The sequence below is a fragment of the Streptomyces shenzhenensis genome (genome assembly GCF_021462265.1).
Classification (GTDB): domain Bacteria; phylum Actinomycetota; class Actinomycetes; order Streptomycetales; family Streptomycetaceae; genus Streptomyces; species Streptomyces shenzhenensis.
Map to the genome: position 1 here is coordinate 144,877 of NZ_JAJONF010000008.1, position 14,029 is coordinate 158,905.

The 14,029-nt window shown below is 70.7% G+C and carries 13 protein-coding genes; 2 read left to right on the forward strand and 11 right to left on the reverse strand.

Features of this window, described 5'->3' with window-relative positions; genetic code table 11:
* Window positions 1-70: 70 nt before the first annotated feature.
* From smc to LQ326_RS13920, 3 genes are all read right to left on the reverse strand, one after another.
* Window positions 71-3,655, reverse strand: a complete 3,585-nt coding sequence (smc, locus tag LQ326_RS13910; RefSeq protein WP_234536200.1) for a chromosome segregation protein SMC — start codon at window positions 3,653-3,655, stop codon at window positions 71-73.
* 291 nt (window positions 3,656-3,946) lie between these two features.
* Entirely contained in the window at window positions 3,947-4,150 is a 204-nt protein-coding gene (locus LQ326_RS13915; protein WP_181804178.1) for a hypothetical protein, read from the reverse strand.
* 382 nt (window positions 4,151-4,532) lie between these two features.
* Window positions 4,533-4,814 carry an acylphosphatase gene (locus tag LQ326_RS13920; protein WP_234536203.1) on the reverse strand — a complete coding sequence of 94 codons (282 nt, stop codon included), beginning with the start codon at window positions 4,812-4,814 and terminating at the stop codon, window positions 4,533-4,535.
* A 190-nt stretch (window positions 4,815-5,004) separates the two neighbouring features.
* Between LQ326_RS13920 and LQ326_RS13925 the strand changes: the two genes are divergently transcribed.
* Both LQ326_RS13925 and LQ326_RS13930 read left to right on the forward strand, forming a co-directional pair.
* Complete coding sequence (locus LQ326_RS13925; RefSeq protein ID WP_234536206.1) at window positions 5,005-6,147, forward strand: CAP domain-containing protein; 1,143 nt, start codon at window positions 5,005-5,007, stop codon at window positions 6,145-6,147.
* 124 nt (window positions 6,148-6,271) lie between these two features.
* On the forward strand, window positions 6,272-6,673 hold the full coding sequence (locus LQ326_RS13930) for a winged helix-turn-helix transcriptional regulator (RefSeq protein ID WP_234536208.1): 402 nt from the start codon (window positions 6,272-6,274) through the stop codon (window positions 6,671-6,673).
* Here the strand turns inward: LQ326_RS13930 and mutM are convergent.
* From mutM to recG, 8 genes are all read right to left on the reverse strand, one after another.
* The gene (mutM, locus tag LQ326_RS13935; protein ID WP_234536213.1) at window positions 6,646-7,506 is read right to left on the reverse strand and encodes a bifunctional DNA-formamidopyrimidine glycosylase/DNA-(apurinic or apyrimidinic site) lyase; all 861 of its coding nucleotides are present in this window, start codon (window positions 7,504-7,506) and stop codon (window positions 6,646-6,648) included. The two genes, LQ326_RS13930 and mutM, sit on opposite strands and share 28 nt — an antisense overlap.
* Before the next feature lie 81 nt (window positions 7,507-7,587).
* Window positions 7,588-8,442, reverse strand: a complete 855-nt coding sequence (gene rnc, locus LQ326_RS13940; protein ID WP_234536216.1) for a ribonuclease III — start codon at window positions 8,440-8,442, stop codon at window positions 7,588-7,590.
* An 8-nt stretch (window positions 8,443-8,450) separates the two neighbouring features.
* Window positions 8,451-8,624 carry a 50S ribosomal protein L32 gene (gene rpmF, locus LQ326_RS13945; RefSeq protein WP_007493396.1) on the reverse strand — a complete coding sequence of 58 codons (174 nt, stop codon included), beginning with the start codon at window positions 8,622-8,624 and terminating at the stop codon, window positions 8,451-8,453.
* A gap of 2 nt (window positions 8,625-8,626) precedes the next feature.
* Window positions 8,627-9,277, reverse strand: coding sequence for a YceD family protein (locus LQ326_RS13950; protein ID WP_234536218.1), 651 nt, complete (start codon window positions 9,275-9,277; stop codon window positions 8,627-8,629).
* 152 nt (window positions 9,278-9,429) lie between these two features.
* Window positions 9,430-10,524: a F0F1 ATP synthase subunit B gene (locus LQ326_RS13955; protein WP_234536220.1), complete on the reverse strand. Its 1,095-nt coding sequence runs from the start codon at window positions 10,522-10,524 to the stop codon at window positions 9,430-9,432.
* 57 nt (window positions 10,525-10,581) lie between these two features.
* On the reverse strand, window positions 10,582-11,061 hold the full coding sequence (gene coaD, locus LQ326_RS13960) for a pantetheine-phosphate adenylyltransferase (protein ID WP_234536412.1): 480 nt from the start codon (window positions 11,059-11,061) through the stop codon (window positions 10,582-10,584).
* Window positions 11,062-11,087: 26 nt separating this feature from the next.
* Complete coding sequence (gene rsmD / locus LQ326_RS13965) at window positions 11,088-11,693, reverse strand: 16S rRNA (guanine(966)-N(2))-methyltransferase RsmD (RefSeq protein ID WP_268207054.1); 606 nt, start codon at window positions 11,691-11,693, stop codon at window positions 11,088-11,090.
* Between the two features lie 107 nt (window positions 11,694-11,800).
* Window positions 11,801-14,014: an ATP-dependent DNA helicase RecG gene (recG, locus tag LQ326_RS13970; RefSeq protein ID WP_234536224.1), complete on the reverse strand. Its 2,214-nt coding sequence runs from the start codon at window positions 14,012-14,014 to the stop codon at window positions 11,801-11,803.
* Window positions 14,015-14,029 lie beyond the last annotated feature (15 nt).

Genomic DNA, 14,029 nt, shown 5'->3' on the forward strand with positions numbered 1-14,029 from the left:
CTGCGGCTTCGTCGCGGGGCGGGCCGGCCACGACGGCGGCGCACCCGAAGCCGTCGGCCAGGACCCGCCGTCAGCGCAGCCGCTGGCTGATGACCTTCGACACACCGTCGCCCTGCATGGAGACGCCGTACAGCGCGTCGGCGACCTCCATCGTGCGCTTCTGGTGCGTGATCACGATGAGCTGGGACGACTCCTGGAGCTCCTGCATGATGCGGATCAGCCGCTGCAGGTTGGTGTCGTCCAGGGCCGCCTCGACCTCGTCCATGACGTAGAACGGGCTGGGGCGGGCCTTGAAGATCGACACCAGCATCGCGACCGCGGTCAGCGAGCGTTCGCCGCCGGACAGCAGGGAGAGCCGCTTGACCTTCTTGCCCGGCGGCCGGGCCTCGACGTCCACACCCGTGGTGAGCATGTTGTCGGGGTCGGTCAGGATCAGCCGTCCCTCACCGCCCGGGAAGAGGCGGCTGAAGACGCCCTCGAACTCCCTCGCCGTGTCCCGGTACGCCTCCGTGAAGACCTGCTCGACCCGTTCGTCGACCTCCTTCACGACCTGGAGCAGGTCGGCGCGGGTCTTCTTCAGGTCCTCCAGCTGCTCACTGAGGAACTTGTGCCGTTCCTCGAGGGCCGCGAACTCCTCCAGGGCCAGCGGGTTCACCTTGCCGAGCTGCTGATAGGCCCGCTCGGCCGCCTTGAGCCGGCGCTCCTGCTCGGCCCGGTGGAAGGGCTTGGGCTGGTTGCGCGGGTGCTCGGGATCGTCCGGCAGCACCTCGCCCTCGGCGGGGGGCGAGGGCGGCACGAGCTGGTGCGGACCGTACTCCTCGACGAGTCCCGCCGGTTCGACACCGAGCTCCTCCAGTGCCTTGGCCTCCAGCTGCTCGATCCGCAGCCGCTTCTCCGCGCCGAGTACCTCGCCCCGGTGAACTGAATCCGTCAGCTTGTCGAGTTCGGCCTTGAGGTCGCGTCCCGCGGTGCGGGCGGCGGCCAGTTCCTGCTCGCGCCGGGTCTTGGCGGCGTCGGCGGCGGCACGTTCCTGCTCGGCCCGGCCGACGGAGACCTCGACGTGCGCGAGCAGTTGCCGCGCACCGGCGGCGACGGCCTCCGCGACCGCCGCCTCGTGGCGCAGCCGGGCCCGGCGCTGCTCGGCACGCGCGCGTGCCTCGCGTTCCGCGCGGGCGGCGCGGTCGAGGGAGTCGGCGCGGCCGGCCAGCCCCTTGACCCGCTCCTCGTGGGTACGGACCTGCAGACGGGCCTCCATCTCGGTCTGGCGGGCGTTGGCGCCGTCGGCGGCGAGCCGGTCGCGTGCCGAGGTGTCGGGTTCCTCCTCGACGGGCATCTCCTCGGCCACGGCCAGCCGCTCGGCGAGGATCTCGACCTCTTCGAGGGCCTTGTCGAGGGAGTCCTGGGCGCGGGCGGCGGCCGCCGTGGACCGTTCCGCCTCGCCTGCCGCGCCCCGCGCCTGTCCGGCGAGGCGGCCGAGCTGCTGGGCGACCGCCGACTTCTCGCGGTCGGCGGCGCGGCGCCGCTCCCCCAGTTCCTCGACGAGGGCGGCGCACTCCTCGCGGTGCGCCTGGGCCGACATCTGGGCCTCGGCCAGCTCCGCGCAGCGGACGGCGAGCTCCTCCAGTTCGGCGGCGGCCTCGTCCACGGAGGCCTGTACTTCCAGCAGGCTGGGTGCGCCGGCGGAACCGCCGTGGGCGAAGTGGGCACCGAGGAGGTCGCCTTCGGCGGTCACCGCGGTGAGGTGGGGGTGGCGGTGGACGAGGTCTTCGGCGGCCTCAAGGCTGTCGACGACGACGATGTCGCCCAGGAGGCGCCGTACGGCGGGCATGAGGTCGGAGGGACCCCGGACGAGATCTGCCGCGAAGCGTGCTTCGGACCAGGGCGCTTCGGAGCGGGGCGTTTCGGACCCGGGTGTTTCGGGCCGGGACGGCTCGGGGGCACCCGCGAGCAGCAGCGCGGCCCGCCCGCCGTCCTGCTTGCGCAGCAGCCGGATCGCGTCGGCCGCCGATGCGGGGGTCGTCACCGCGATCGCGTCCGCCGCCACGCCGAAAGCCGCTGCCAGGGCGACCTCGTGGCCCGGGGACACCGTGAGCAGTTCGGCCGCCGGGCCCAGGACGCCCGTGAGCCGGTCCCGCGCACCGAGCAGTATGCCCGTGCCGTCCTTCCGCCGCAGGCCCAGCGCCAGCGCCTCGTGGCGGGCCTGGGTCGCGGCGCGCCTGCGTTCCGCCGTCGTGACCGCCTCGCGGGCCGCGGTCAGAGCCGTCTCCGCCTCGGTGAGCCGGTGCTTGGCCTGGTCGTGCTGGGCGGCCAGTTCCTCGTCGCCGGCGTCGAGGCCGTCGACCTCCGCCTTCAGCTCCTCGTACTCCTCCCGCGCCGAGAGCGCCCGCTCCTGGGCCTCGTCGCGGGCGGCGGCCAGCCGGTCGATCTCGGCCTGGGCGGACGCGGCGCGTGAGCGGGCGGCGCCCACCTGGCCGTTCAGCCGGGCCAGGCTCTCGCGGCGGTCGGCGATGGAACGGGCCACGTCCTTCAGGCGCCGTTCCTCGACGGCCAGCTCGCGCTCCAGCTCGGCGCGGTGCGCGACGGTGTCCTCCAGGGCGCGTTCGGCCGCCTCCAGGGCCGCCTCCAGTTCGGCCTCCTGCTCACGGATGCGGTGGGCCTCGCGCTCCATGTCCTCGGGGTCGCGGCCGCGCCGTTCCTCGGGGGGCGCGGAGGTGGCGCTCTTCACCCGGGCGTCGGCCAGCGAGATGGTGCCGCGGACGCGTTCGGCCAGCTGGGAGAGCTCGTACCAGGTCTGCTGGGCCCGCTGCAGGCGCGGGGTGAGCTGCCGTACCTCGTCCTCCAGGAGGGCCTCCCGCTGGAGGGCCTTCTTCAGCTCCTGCTCGGCGGCTTCCTTGCGTTCCTTGAGGGCGGCTTCGTCGGCGACCTCGTTCTGGAGGGCCTGGCGCAGGCGGACGAGGTCGTCGGCCAGCAGGCGCAGGCGCGCGTCCCGGAGGTCCGCCTGGATGACGGCGGCCCTGCGGGCGACCGCCGCCTGGCGGCCGAGCGGCTTGAGCTGGCGGCGGAGTTCGTCGGTCAGGTCCTGCACGCGGGCGAGGTTGGCCTGCATCGCGTCCAGCTTGCGGAGGGCCTTCTCCTTGCGTTTGCGGTGCTTGAGAACGCCGGCCGCCTCCTCGATGAAGGCGCGCCGGCCCATCGGGTCCGCGTGCAGGACGGAGTCGAGCTGGCCCTGGCCGACGATGACGTGCATCTCGCGGCCGATGCCGGAGTCGGAGAGGAGTTCCTGGATGTCCAGGAGACGGCAGGTGTCGCCGTTGATCTGGTACTCGCTGCCGCCGTTGCGGAACATGATCCGCGTGATGGTGACCTCGGCGTACTCGATGGGCAGCGCGCCGTCGGAGTTGTCGATGGTCAGGGACACCTCGGCGCGGCCCAGCGGCGGGCGCCCGGTGGTGCCGGCGAAGATGACGTCCTCCATCTTGCCGCCGCGCAGCGACTTGGCGCTGTGTTCGCCCATGACCCAGGTGAGCGCGTCCACCACGTTGGACTTGCCCGAGCCGTTCGGACCGACGACGCACGTGATCCCCGGCTCGAACCGGAGCGTGGTCGCCGAGGCGAACGACTTGAACCCGCGGAGGGTCAGGGCCTTGAGGTGCACGCCGTCGGACTTTACCCGGCGGCGCTAGCGCACTCCACGAAGCCTCGCAACCGCGCGGTTTCACGCATGAACACGCAGGGCACACCAGACGTTAAAGAAGGTGAAAGGATGCGCGGGGCTGGAAGGATCCGGCTCGGGCTCGGGGGCAGCAAAGCCGGGAAGACGAGCAAGGACGAGCAGAAGGACAAGAAAGAAGGGACGCCTGAGGCGTCCCTTGCAAATCTTGACAACTTGAGCGGTTGATATGGGCTTCCCCATCGCCGCATGTGCTGTCGTGGAGCGATGCAGCGATCAGGTGAGCGCAGGCTCCGCCTGGTTTGCGTCGATGCTCTCCATGATCCTGTCGTGAGAAGCGGCAGCCGTCAGCGCGTCGTTCTCGGCCTGAATCCGTACCAGCTCGGATTCGAGGTCCTGGACACGCTGCTGGAGCCGTCGCATCTCGGCGAGGAGTCGCGGGTCGGAGCCGCCGACGTAACCGAGAAGCGCCTTTGCCATGATGGATGGTCCTCCACACTGAGTGACCGACCGAAGCGGTGTGGGTCGTGAGGGATTCGCACCCGCGGTGCTTGACACATCCGAGTGGTACTCGGCTGTTGCGCCATGCCAAACAGCTAAGGTGCGCGGGGCTTTCAGCGTCTCACCAAAAAGTTTGACGGTCAACACGATCACACCCCGTATTGGCGGGCGAACCCGCGGTCGGGCGGCCCTGGCCGGGCGGCACTGCGACTCCTGCGGGGCCCTCAGGGCGTGGCGATCATCTGTAACTGCGGAGCCTGCCACGACCCGCCGTTCTTGGCAACCACCAGGCCCTTTCTGCTCGGGGCACATGCCAGTGGCAATTCGGGCCGCTTCGATCCCGCGGTCTCGCACGACGGGCTCAGCGAATGACGAAGCCGTCGTAGCCGCCGCGGGGTGTGTCCCATATCTCGGTGACACCCTCCACCCGGCCGGGCGTGTCACCGCCCTGGAGCCAGTCGAGCAGCCCTTCGCAACCCGCCCGGGAGCCCTCCGCGACCACCTGGACGCGGCCGTCGCCCAGATTGAGAGCAAAACCACTCAGGCCGCCGATCTCCAGCGCCTTGGCCCGCGTGAACCAGCGAAACCCCACACCCTGTACCCGTCCACGGACCCAGGCGACCAGTCGCACATCCTCGCTCATGGGTGCAACCTAACTGGCCAATCTCACTCGGGGCACTTCCTCCCGCGGCGGTATGGGGTACCGTCCCCACCCAAACGAATCTCGGATGAAACTCACTCGATCGGGTGAGTCTGGTTGACCAGAAGGAGTCATCGGCCACGCCGGCCCCTGGTCGGCCCCGACCGCGAGGACGAGGGAAGAGGGCAAGGACATGGGACGCCACCGACGCCACGCCGCCGGCCGCGCCGCCACGGGCCGCCCCCCGGAGGTCACGGAGAGCGACGACTGGTACCCGGGCGACCACGACCCGCAGGACTCGTTCGCGGCCCTCCCCTATGGCAAGGGCACGGCCGCCTACCTGCACCAGGACGGCTACACCGAGACCAACGCGCGCAGTTCGGCCTATCTGTACGCGACCGACGACGGCTACGCCAGGGACACCGGGACGGCCGTCTTCCCGGCCGCGGAGTTCAGCCCGTCCGGGGGCGGCCCCTCCGGCAGTGCGCACCGGCGCCGGAAGAAGGCCGGGCGGCCCGTCGCCACCGGACTGCTCGGGGTCTCCGCCGCCGTCGCCATCGGCACGGTCGCGGTGGCCACCGGTATGGTGCCGGGCCTGGAGAACTACAAGCTCGGCGGCGGCAGCGGCACGACCGGCGGCGAGCGGGTGCAGGCCGCCGACGAGCCCAGCAACACGGCCGCCGAGCAGGGCGGCACCTCCGGCAACGCCGAGAGCCGCGGCACCGGCTCGTCGACCAGCCGGGACACCCAGCGCTCCACCTCGCCCACGGCGTCCGCCTCGAAGTCCGCGTCCGCGTCCGCCTCGAAGTCCGCCGCCGCCTCGTCGCCCACCCCGACGGGGTCGGCGACCGAGGAGCCGACGCCCGCCGCCACGCCGTCCAGGACGCCGGCGGTCACCCCGAGCCGGACGGCCACCCAGGCCCCGGCGCGAACCGCGGCGCCGATCACCACCTCCGCGGAGGCCGTCGTCCAGGCCGAGGTGCTGAAGCTGGTGAACGGGGAGCGGGCCAAGGTCGGCTGCAGCGCGCTGTCGGCGAGCTCCTCGCTGACCCGGCTGGCCGAGTCGTTCAGCGACGACATGGCCGCGCGGGACTTCTTCGACCACACCGACCCGAACGGCAGGACCCCGTGGGACCGGGCCACGGCGGCCGGCATATCCGACCTCGGCGGCGAGAACATAGCCCGCGGCCAGGCCACCGCCCAGGCCGTCATGGACGCCTGGATGAACAGCGAGGGCCACCGCGCCAACATCCTGAACTGCGACTTCAAGACCCTCGGGGTCGGGGTGCACTTCGGCGAGGGCGGCCCGTGGTGGACGCAGGACTTCGGGTACTAGCCGCACTTGCCACCGCGTCGTCATCGGCTGTCGAGCCATCGGGCCATGGGCTGCCGGGCAGACCGCGCTAACCAATAGTTAGCGCATACTGTCGGTTAGCACTGTGCTCCCGTACGCTTGGCCCATGACCATCACCCAGGACAGCGTCGCGGAGCCGCAGCCTCCGTACGACGTCTTCGCCCGGGCCTGTCCCTCCCGCACCACCCTTGAGCACGTCATGGGCCGCTGGGGCGGGCTCACGCTCAGCGCGCTGCACGAGGGGTCGTTCCGGTTCAACGAGCTGCGCCGGCGCGTGGACGGCGTCAGCGAGAAGATGCTCTCCCAGACCCTCCAGGCCCTGGAGCGCGACGGCCTGGTGCACCGCGAGGCGCAGCCGACCAACCCGCCGCGCGTCGACTACGAACTCACCCCGCTCGGCCACGCGGTCGCCGAACGCCTGCTGGCCGTCGTCCACTTCGTGGAGAGCCGGATGGACGAGGTGCTGGCCGCCCGGGAGCGTTACGACGAGACGCGTGGCGCCCGCTGACACGTCGGGCAGAAGTAACTGGACCGGTTCATCCAGGGCCGCCGGCGCATCGGCGTACCACACCTACGGCAGGGCAGCCCCTCCCTGCCGTAGGCGTCCAGCGAGCGGTCGAAGTACCCCGACTCGCCGTTGACGTTGACGTACAGGCTGTCGAAGCTGGTGCCGCCGACGGCCAGGGCCGCGTTCATCACGTCCCGTACATGGCCGAGGAGTTCGGCGGTGCGCGGCCGGGTGAAGCCGGCGGTCGGCCGCTCGTAGTGGATACGGGCGCGCCAAAGGGCCTCGTCCGCGTAGATGTTGCCGACTCCGCTGATCAACGACTGGTCGAGCAGCGCCCTCTTGATGGTGGATCGCTTCCGGCGCAGCGCCTGATGGAAGGCCTCGTCGTCGAACAGCGGGTCGAGAGGGTCACGCGCGATGTGCGCGATGACGTCCGGCACTCCGTCGAGGGTGTTGTCGTGCAACGACAGCCCGCCGAAGGTGCGTTGGTCGACGAAGCGGAGTTCCGTACCCAGGCCGTCGGCGAACCGGACGCGGATGCGCAGGTGCTTCTCCTGAGGCGCCTCGTGCGGCTGGACCAGCAGCTGGCCGCTCATACCGAGGTGCGCGAGGATCGACTGGCCGGTGTCCTCCAGCGGCAGCCACAGGTACTTGCCGCGCCGGCTCGGGGTGCCGACGCGGTGGCCCTTCAGCCGGTGCGTGAAGTCGTCGGCGCCGGCCAGGTGCCGACGTACGGCACGTGGGTGCAGGACCTCGGCCGCGGCCACGACACGATGGGCGACCCACCGCTCCAGGCCGCGCCGTACGACCTCCACCTCGGGCAATTCAGGCATCGGGACTCCCGGGAAGGACCATAAGACTCCGAGCGCCCGCCCCAGGGCTACCGGGTGCGGGCGCTCGGACTGCGCTGTTCGTCAGACGGAGGCGGCGGACGACGACGGGCCGTCGTCCTCCTCGGCCTCGGCTTCGGCGGCCTGCTGGGCCGCCGCGGCCTTGGCACGCTCGTCCGCCGCGGCGCGGATGCCGCGCCAGGCGGACTCGGCGGCCTGCTGCTCCGCCTCCTTCTTGCTGCGGCCGGTGCCGGTGCCGTACGAGACGCCTCCGACGCGGGCGGCAGCAGTGAAGGTCTTCTCGTGGTCGGGGCCGGTCTCCGTGACCAGGTACTCGGGTACGCCGAGGCCCTCCGTCGCGGTGAGCTCCTGGAGACTGGTCTTCCAGTCCAGGCCGGCTCCGAGGTTCGAGGACTTCTCGATCAGCGGGTCGAAGAGCCGGTGCACCAGCTCGGACGCCGAGTCGAGGCCCTGATCGAGATAGACCGCACCGATCACCGCTTCCAGGGTGTCGGCGAGGATGGACGCCTTGTCCCGGCCGCCCGTGCCCTCTTCACCGCGGCCGAGCCGGATGAAGGAACCCAGGTCGAGACCGCGGCCCACTTCCGCGAGCGCACGCGAGTTCACCACCGCGGCCCGCAGCTTGGCCAGCTGGCCCTCAGGCAGGTCGGGGTGGGTGTTGTACAGCGTGTCCGTGACGACGAGACCGAGGACGGAGTCACCGAGGAACTCCAGCCGCTCGTTCGTCGGCAGACCGCCGTTCTCGTACGCGTAGGAACGGTGGGTCAGCGCACGCACCAGAAGGGCGGACTCAAGCTTGTAGCCGAGCCGCCCTTCCAGAAGCGTGTGGGACGAGGCCGTGCTGTCCGCCTTCTTCTTGGCGGTTGGGTCCGCCTTGGGCTCATCGCCCTTCTTTGGACTGGACACAGTGCCTCTCACCTGGCCGCTCAGACTTCGAGGACCTGGCGCTTGTTGTAGGTGCCGCAAGACGGGCACGCGATGTGCTGCAGCTTGGGCTCGTGGCAGCGCTCGCACGCAACCAGGGTGGGGACCGCAGCCTTCCACTGCGACCGGCGGTGGCGCGTGTTGCTGCGCGACATCTTCCGCTTCGGAACAGCCACGGCTACTTCTCCTGCTTCTCGTCGACGCCCGCTTCCGCGTCAGCGCCGCTCATCTCGTCCTTCTCGCCGTCCTTCATGGAACCGGCGAGTCCCTGCAAAGCCGCCCAACGGATGTCGACGGCGTCATGGTGGTGGTCCGGGGCGTCCGTGAGCCGGGCTCCGCACTCGGAGCACAGGCCCAGGCAGTCGTCCTGGCACACCGGCTGCATCGGCAGTGCGAGCACCACCGCATCACGCAGCACGGGTTCGAGGTCGAACAGGCCGTCCTCGATGAAAAACCTGTCCTCGTCGTCCTCGGCGTCGTCGCCCGGTTCCGCGATCACGCGGCCCCGGTCGTCGGCGTCAGGGTACGAGAACAGTTCCTGGAAGTCCGCTTCGAGCTCCTGCTCGACCGGCTCCAGACACCTTACGCACTCCCCCTCGGCCTGTGCACGGGCGGTGCCTGTGACGAGCACACCTTCCATGACCGACTCGATCCGGAGTTCCAGCTCCACCGGGGCGCCCTGCGGCACTCCGATGACCCCCTTGATCCCGAAGTCCTCGGGAGCGTCGACCGTGCGGGTCAGGCGCTGCAGCGCACCGGGACGCCTCCCCAGCTCGTGTGTGTCGAACACGAACGGGTTGCGGTGGTCGAGGCGCGCGTGAGGAGCCATTCCTGCTTTCGATCTTCGAGTTCAGAGGGCGCCGTCCGGAGATGTCTCCGGGCAGCGTGGATCGCGGACGTAGACGCGACCGAAGAGCCAGGATACTGGACCTTTCGCTGTCGGCCCAATCCGGCGGTCTTCCGCCGCCTTCCACCCGGTCCCTACAGGCCCCGGCCCTGCTCGTAGGCCCGCAACTGCTCCGGCGTGATCATGCCGGTGTCGAAGAGGCTGGTCTCGTCGAGGTCGTACGACTGGTGCTGCTGCTGGGCCGGCTGCTGCCGGGGGTCGTAGACGGGCTGCTGGCCGGTGTCGTAACCCTGGTAGGCGGCGGCGTACGGATCGGCCTGCTGGTAGCCGTAGGGGTCCTGCTGGTAGCCGTAGGCGTCCTGCTGGGCGTAGACGGGCTGCTGCTGGGGGTAGCCGTACGGATCCTGCGCCGCGGGCTGCTGCATGGGCTGCTGGTCGTACTGCGGCTGCTGCGCGGGCTGGGCGGGCTGGGCGGCGGCCTGTTCGGCCTGGGCGGCCCGTTCGTCCTGGTCGGCGAGGGCCGCGAGGTCGGCGAGGTAGTCGGCGTCGCTGGAGTGCTGGAAGGTCGTGCGGTCGTCGGCGAGGGCACCCAGGGCGTCGGAGGCGATCCGGCCGTGCAGCTTGGCGCGGCCCTTGCCGACCGCCTCCAGGGTCTTGGCGAGGACCGCCTCGAAGGCACCCAGCTTGACGTCGACGTACGCGTCGGCGTCCCGGCGCAGGGTCTCGGGGTCGTGGCTGCGCTCGGGGGCGTCCTCGTCCTCGTAGCCCTGCTCGTCCAGGCCGGGGCCGGTGCCGAGCAGCTTCTCGCGGCCGCGGCCGACCGAGCCGAGGGTCTTGGTGAGGACGACCTCGAAGTTGGCGAGCTTGGAGTCGACGTATTCGTCGGCCTCGGCGCGGACCTCCTCGGCCTCCTGGCGGGCCTCGGCGAGGATCCGGTCGGCCTCGGCCTGGGAGCGGCGGGCCACCTCGGTGCCGGAGATCAGCGAGCCGCGCTCGGCGTGCGCGCTCTCGATGATCCGCTCGGCCTCCATACGGGCCTGCTCGACCATCTGGTCCCGGTCGCCGATCAGCTCCTGGGCCTGCGCGAGCGAGCCGGGCAGCGCCTGGCGCAGCTCTTCGAGCATCGCGAGCAGCTCGGCGCGGTTGACCACGCACGACGCCGACATGGGCATGGACCGGGCGCCGGAGACCGTGCTCACGATCTCGTCCAGCTTCTTCTGCACGTCCACCTGTGCTCGCCACTCTCTACAGCTGGGTTGGAGACGGACGGGACGACTGTAGTCCCATCAGCCCTTGTTGAGACGCTTGTTGAGGGCCTCCAGAACGGCCGGCGGAACCAGGTGGGCGACGTCGCCGCCCCACTGGGCCACCTCCTTGACCAGTGAGGAGGAGAGGAAACTGTAGGTCGGGTTGGTCGGCACGAAAAGCGTCTCGACACCCGACAGGCCGTTGTTCATCTGGGCCATCTGCAGCTCGTAGTCGAAGTCGCTGACGGCCCGCAGGCCCTTGACGATGGCCGGGATGTCGCGCTGCTTGCAGAAGTCGACGAGGAGGCCGTGGAAGGCCTCGACCCGGACGTTGCCGTAGTCGGCGACGACCGTGCGGATCAGGTCGATCCGCTCGTCGATCTCGAACAGGCCCTTCTTGGACTTGTTGATCATCACCGCGACGTAGACCTCGTCGTACAGACGGGACGCGCGGGCAATGATGTCTAGGTGTCCATTGGTGATCGGGTCGAACGACCCGGGACAGACGGCGCGGCGCACTAGTGATCCCTCGCTCTCCGGTCCGGTCATCGTGCGTCTTCGCACGTAGAGGCGGCGCGACCGTACCAAAACGTTCCCTCGCCGTAGCGACGGGACCGGAGGGCCTCGAAGCCGGCCGGCCAGTGGAAATCGCCGCCTCTGGTGCTGCGCTCCACGGTGACGATCGCCTCCGGCGCTAGCCAGCCCCCCGAGTGGAGTGTGAGGAGAATCTCCCGAAGATCGTGATCTGTGACGGCGTAGGGCGGGTCCAGGAAGACGAGGTCGTACGCCTGGTCGGGCGCCGGGGTCTGGATGATCTGTTCCGCTTTGCCCGCCCGTACTTCGGCGCCGGGCAGGCCGAGGTTCCTGACGTTCTCCCGTACGACGCGGGCGGCTCTCGGGTCCGCTTCGACGAGGAGGGCGTGGGCCGCGCCCCTGGAGAGGGCTTCCAGGCCTACGGCGCCTGAGCCCGCGTAGAGGTCGAGTACACGTTCGCCGTCCAGGGGGCCGCCGAGCAGGGACTGCCAGGTGGAGAAGAGGGCTTCGCGTGCACGGTCCGAAGTGGGCCGGGTACCTGTGCCGGGAGGCACCGAGAGGCGCCGTCCGCCTGCCTGGCCGGCGATCACGCGGGTCATTTTTGAATCCTCGGTCAGGGTTTTTCCGGGGTGGTTGCGGATTCAGTCTGGCAGCAGGTGCGTCGTGGTCGCGCGCGCCCGCGCGGCTGAGCCGGCCCGGCGGCCCCTGGACGGGGCGTTTCGCCTCAGCCCTTCTCCAGGTACTGCTCCCTCTCCTCGTCCAGGAGGGCGTCCAGGGCCGTTCTCAGTCCAGGGAGGTCGGTCAGCTCCGGGTCCCTCGCCACCAGGGCCGTCGCCTCCTCCCTCGCCTGGGCGATGATCTCCTCGTCGTCGATCACCGCGAGGACGCGGAGGCTGGAGCGGGCGCCGGACTGGGCCTGGCCCAGGACGTCGCCCTCCCGGCGCTGTTCCAGGTCGATCCGGGAGAGCTCGAAGCCGTCCAGGGTCGAGGCGACCGCCGTGAGGCGCTGGCGGGCGGCGCTCGCCTCGGGCATCTCCGTGACCAGGAGGCACAGGCCGGGGGCGGAGCCCCGGCCCACCCGGCCGCGCAGCTGGTGGAGCTGGGAGACGCCGAAGCGGTCGGCGTCCATGATGACCATGGCGGTGGCGTTCGGGACGTTCACGCCGACCTCGATGACCGTGGTGGCGACCAGGACGTCGGTGTCGCCCGCGGCGAAGCGGCGCATCACCGCGTCCTTGTCGTCGGGGTGCATACGGCCGTGCAGGACCTCGACGCGCAGGCCGCCCAGCGGGCCCTTGGCGAGGTGGTCGGCGATGTCCAGGACGGCGAGCGGGGGGCGCTTCTCCGCCTCGTCCTCCGCGGACTTCTTCGCCTTCTTGGCGTCGGCCGCCTCATCGACGTCGTCGCCGATGCGGGGGCAGACGACGTAGGCCTGATGGCCGCCCTCGACTTCCTCTCTGACCCGCTCCCAGGCACGGGCCAGGAAGTGGGGCTTGTCGGCGGCGGGGACGACATGGGTGGCGATCGGGGAGCGGCCGGCCGGGAGCTGGTCGAGGACGGAGGTCTCCAGGTCGCCGAAGACCGTCATCGCGACCGTACGGGGGATGGGGGTCGCGGTCATGACGAGCAGGTGGGGCGGCTGCTTCCCCTTGCCGCGCAGGGCGTCCCGCTGCTCGACGCCGAAGCGGTGCTGCTCGTCCACGACCACCAGACCCAGGTCGTGGAACTGGACCTTGTCCTCGATCAGCGCGTGGGTGCCGATCACGATCCCCGCCTCGCCCATGACCAGGTCCAGCATCGCCTGGCGGCGGGCGGCGGTGCCCATCGAGCCGGTGAGGAGGACGACCTTGGTGGCGTGCTCCGCGCCGCCGAGCATGCCTCCTTCGGCGAGCTCGCCCATCATCTCGGTGATCGAGCGGTGGTGCTGCTGGGCCAGGACCTCGGTGGGGGCGAGCATGGCCGCCTGACCACCCGCGTCGACGACTGCGAGCATGGCGCGGAGGGCGACGAGCGTCTTGCCGCTGCCGACCTCGCCCTGGAGGAGGCGGTGCATCGGGTGTTCCGTCGCCAGGTCGTCGAAGATCTCCTTCGAGACCTTGCGCTGGCCTTCGGTGAGGGTGAAGGGGAGGCGGTCGTCGAAGGCCGCCAGGAGGCCGTCGGGGGCCGGCTTGCGGGCCGCAGCCGGAAGCAGGCCGTCCGTGTGACGGCGGCGGGCCAGGGCGACCTGGAGGACGAAGGCCTCGTCCCACTTGAGGCGGTCACGGGCGGCCGCGACGTCCGCCTTGGTGTGCGGGCGGTGGATCTTGAGGAGCGCTTCGGGGAGGGAGACCAGGCCGCGGCCCTCGCGGAGGGACGGGGGAAGGGGGTCCAGGGCCTCCTGAGCGCTGGGCAGGACCGTCTGGACCGCCTTGCCGATCTTCCAGGACTCCAGCTTGGCGGTGGCCGGGTAGAGCGGGATCAGGGCTCCTGCCCAGGTCTCCACGGATTCGGCCGGGTCGTCCCCGCGCAGCAGTTCGTAGGCCGGGTGGGCCAGTTGCAGGCGGCGGTTGAAGACCGAGACCTTGCCGGCGAACATCGCGCGCGTGCCGGGCAGGAGTTCCTTGTGGGGTTTGTGCACGCCGTTGCCGAAGAAGACCAGTTGGAGCCGGCCGCTGCCGTCGGTGATCGTGACCTCCAGGCGCTGGCCCTTGCCGCGGGGCGCCTTGGCGGAGGCGAACGTGAGCAGGCGGGCGTCGGCGACCATGGCGACCACCGTCACGTGCTCGTCCATGGGCAGGTCGGCGAGGTGGGTGAGCTGGCCGCGCTCCTCGTATCTGCGGGGGTAGTGGTGCAGGAGGTCGCCGACGGTGTGCAGGCCGAGATGCTCGGCCATCACCTTGGCGGTGGCTGGGCCGAGCACTTTCTTCAGTGGTTCTTCCAGTGCGGGCACAGGATCCATTGCACACCACGCCAC